This window comes from Mesorhizobium sp. M7A.F.Ca.CA.003.01.2.1 (genome assembly GCF_003998945.1).
Taxonomy (GTDB): Bacteria; Pseudomonadota; Alphaproteobacteria; order Rhizobiales; family Rhizobiaceae; genus Mesorhizobium; species Mesorhizobium ciceri.
The window spans coordinates 1-2,828 of sequence record NZ_RZRA01000772.1; the positions used below are offsets into that span (position 1 = coordinate 1).

General features: G+C 59.6%; 3 protein-coding genes and 1 pseudogene. 1 reads left to right on the forward strand and 3 read right to left on the reverse strand.

The genetic code is table 11. From position 1 onward, the window contains the following. Positions 1 to 15 precede the first annotated feature (15 nt). The 3 genes from EN969_RS25265 to EN969_RS25275 form a co-directional block, all read right to left on the reverse strand. Entirely contained in the window at positions 16 to 624 is a 609-nt protein-coding gene (locus EN969_RS25265; RefSeq protein WP_063168098.1) for a transglutaminase-like cysteine peptidase, read from the reverse strand. 266 nt (positions 625 to 890) lie between these two features. Continuing rightward, on the reverse strand, positions 891 to 1,508 hold the full coding sequence (locus tag EN969_RS25270) for a PilZ domain-containing protein (RefSeq protein ID WP_013531341.1): 618 nt from the start codon (positions 1,506 to 1,508) through the stop codon (positions 891 to 893). 183 nt (positions 1,509 to 1,691) lie between these two features. After that, the gene (locus EN969_RS25275) at positions 1,692 to 2,324 is read right to left on the reverse strand and encodes a PAS domain-containing protein (RefSeq protein WP_024503876.1); all 633 of its coding nucleotides are present in this window, start codon (positions 2,322 to 2,324) and stop codon (positions 1,692 to 1,694) included. Between the two features lie 388 nt (positions 2,325 to 2,712). Here EN969_RS25275 and EN969_RS36260 point away from each other — a divergent pair. After that, positions 2,713 to 2,828, forward strand: a pseudogene (locus EN969_RS36260) (rhomboid family intramembrane serine protease); the annotation flags it as partial.

Genomic DNA, 2,828 nt, shown 5'->3' on the forward strand with positions numbered 1-2,828 from the left:
CGCTTGAGCTCTGTTTTAGCGGACGCTGGCGACCGCGTCGGAGCGGCCGTCATTGATCGTCACCCAAACGCCGGAATTCTGGTCCGACTGGCGCTTGAGATAGGTGTAGTCGGTGTCCGTCCAGGACAGGACCTTGGTCTCAAGATTGTCGAGGATGAATTCTCCGAGGCTGGTGCGCACGGTCAGCACCGCGTGGCCGTCGCCATTCGGCTGGCGCGCCACCGTCATCAGCAGATTGCCGGCGGGGACGCCCACATCCATCAACTCGCGGCGCTTTTCCAGCGCGTAATCCTCGCAATCGCCATAGCCATTGGCCGGATAGGCCCAATATTCCTCGACACCGTAGTTTTCCATGTCGGTGCGCGGCTTGATGCGGGTGTTGACCGAATTGTTGATGTTGACGATCGTCGCCCACAGCTTGCGGGTCAGTTCGACCGGCGCACCCCTGCGGGTCCGTTCGCTGCATTCGCCGGGAATGCGCTGGCAGAACTCATAGTGACCAACAGGCTGGGTGGTGCGTCCGCCGGTGTGCATATAGGCCGGTCCCGCGGCATATGCTGATCCCCAAGCGGAAAGCTGCATCGCCATTGCCGCCAGCAACAGCTTGCCCCTCGTTTTCTTCATTGTTGTAGTCTCCCCGTTCGAAGGAGACATTGCCACATGTGGATTTATTTGACGCAAAAGCGCGAAGTAGATATTGAGTAAAAGTCCAATAGAATAAACGTAAAATTTGAATCATTTGAGTATTAATTCGTTTGGATATTGGGGCCCCTCACGACGGGGGCGGAGGGCTTCCAGGCCCCTCCAACAGCGGCCGAAGCATGCCATGGCGTCGAAAACAAAAAACCGGCCGCAAGGGCCGGTTCCTGGAATGTTGCTGTCGGGCCTGCTCAGGCGCGTGGCGTGTTGAATTCGGAATCAAGCGTTTCGGGACGCTGGATCACAGCGAATTCGATGGCGACGCCGTCCTCGAAATGACGCACGACCTGCCCGCGCATGGTGCCAAGCATGACCTGGATGCCGATCGCCGGTTTGACGTCGATTTCGACAGCGGCGCCGGAGAGCGAAAGGTCGATGATGCGGCACTGGTACTGGCGGCCGTCGGTGAGCTGCAGCACGCTTGTCGGATTGCGCGGTGCGACGCGCTCGTGGCGGCGATCTTCCGGCAGGTCGAGTTCATGCTTGTTGGCCAGCCAGGTCAATTGCGCGGCCAGCTTGTCCTTCTTGCGATCCGACGCAATGACGGTCATTGCGAAACCGTCCTGCAGGGTGCGTGTGACGACGCCTTCGATGCGGCCGATATGATCGATGTAGGCGATGATTTTTTCGCCGGGCATGCCGATGCGGTCGGTGCGAAACGCGACATTGCCCGGTGACATGTCGACGACCTGGCAGGGATGTTCGGTGCGGTCTTCCAGCATGAAGCGTCCGTAAATTTTAACCCGGACGCGCTGAAAGTTTCGCCTTTCAGCTTGGGACGGCGCATAGTCGACCGCCGCTGACCTCATGACTGCCTACACCCCGTTTGGCATCCCGCGCGCCGATGCGAGGAACTTCATCACAGAAGTACAACAAAGCGGGTTAACAAAGGGGAAAAGCGGGCGCTCCAGCGTTTTCCTTTTTGCAGGCCGTGGTGCCAAAACCGCCGCGCAGTTTTGGGCGACGTGCATCAGGTCTCAAAAAACAGCGGACTATTCCTCGCGCCCGCCATCGAAGACGACGAGATGACGGATGCGACGCACCCGGCCGAGCGCCGAGATCGTCTCGGGTGCCCCAAGTTCATCGGGAACAAGCGAGGGAACATCGATCGCCGGGCGATTGTTCAGAAGCTCCTTCTCCGGATCTATGACGCGGATTGAATCGATCAACGCATCGGTGATCGGATCGGCACCCAGCCAGAAGGGTTTCTCCACGGCGCTGATGACGCCCAGGCAGCGCGGATTTTCGACGCCGCCGTCCAGCGGCAGGGCAAGCAGTTCGAACTTATTGGAGCGCCCGTTGCGGCTGAAGCCCTCATAGCTGATGAGCACGACCGATTTCTGCTCGAACACGCCATGGATCAGGCGCGAGACGAGCCGCTGGTCCTTCTCGCGCCACAGCGATGGAAAGGAAAACCCCTTGAGCTCGCGGCCGTAGCAGGCGCAAAGCCTCGTGCCGGCCAGCCGGAATACGGCCTGTCCGCGCGTGTCACGTTCCAGGATAAAGGTGTCGGCCAGCAGCGACTTGATGTCGGCCGGTTCGACCTCCGAACGCTTCGGGGCGGGGCGTCCATCACGCAGGCGGTTCCAATATTGGAACAGCGTGATCGATCCATTCTGGTTCATGCTATGCTGCTCCGCGCAATCTGTCGTCTGATGTCCCATCGGTGAACAGAAGGGCGCCCTCCGAGGACCTACATGCGTTGCGGAGCAGGAAGCGTGCCAGCGTCGTTAACACTTGTTCACGGGTCGGGGTCGTTAAGGTTAACAAGTGGTTTACGTTGCGTCTGAGCCAGCCCCGTGGCACACAAAAACCACTCCAGAAGCGGTCGTTTCGCGACGATCGGCAGCACTTCAGTCAGAGTTTTAGGGGAGCAGGGGGCTCGACCGGCCGTTCAAGGGAAACCTTGAACGGCTTCTTTTTTGATTCGCGCCAGATGATTCGCGGTTTGCTGTTCGGTCCGCGTTAATCTAGATGCTCGAACCTGGAATCCCGCAGTGAGTGCAATTTCAAATGAGTGAACCGGTAATTCCCTCGGAAGCCGACCCGGTCGAGGGCGCGCCCGAGCCGCGGCGCGAGCCGGTGTTCAACCTGCCGCCCGTCGTGCTGGCGGTGATCGGCATCTGCGT

Coding starts and splice junctions, on each gene's coding strand:
- EN969_RS25270 (WP_013531341.1), bottom strand. CDS start 1,508: ATGAGGTCAGCGGCGGTCGACTATGCGCCGTCCCAAGCTGAAAGGCGA.
- EN969_RS25275 (WP_024503876.1), bottom strand. CDS start 2,324: ATGAACCAGAATGGATCGATCACGCTGTTCCAATATTGGAACCGCCTG.
- EN969_RS25265 (WP_063168098.1), bottom strand. CDS start 624: ATGAAGAAAACGAGGGGCAAGCTGTTGCTGGCGGCAATGGCGATGCAG.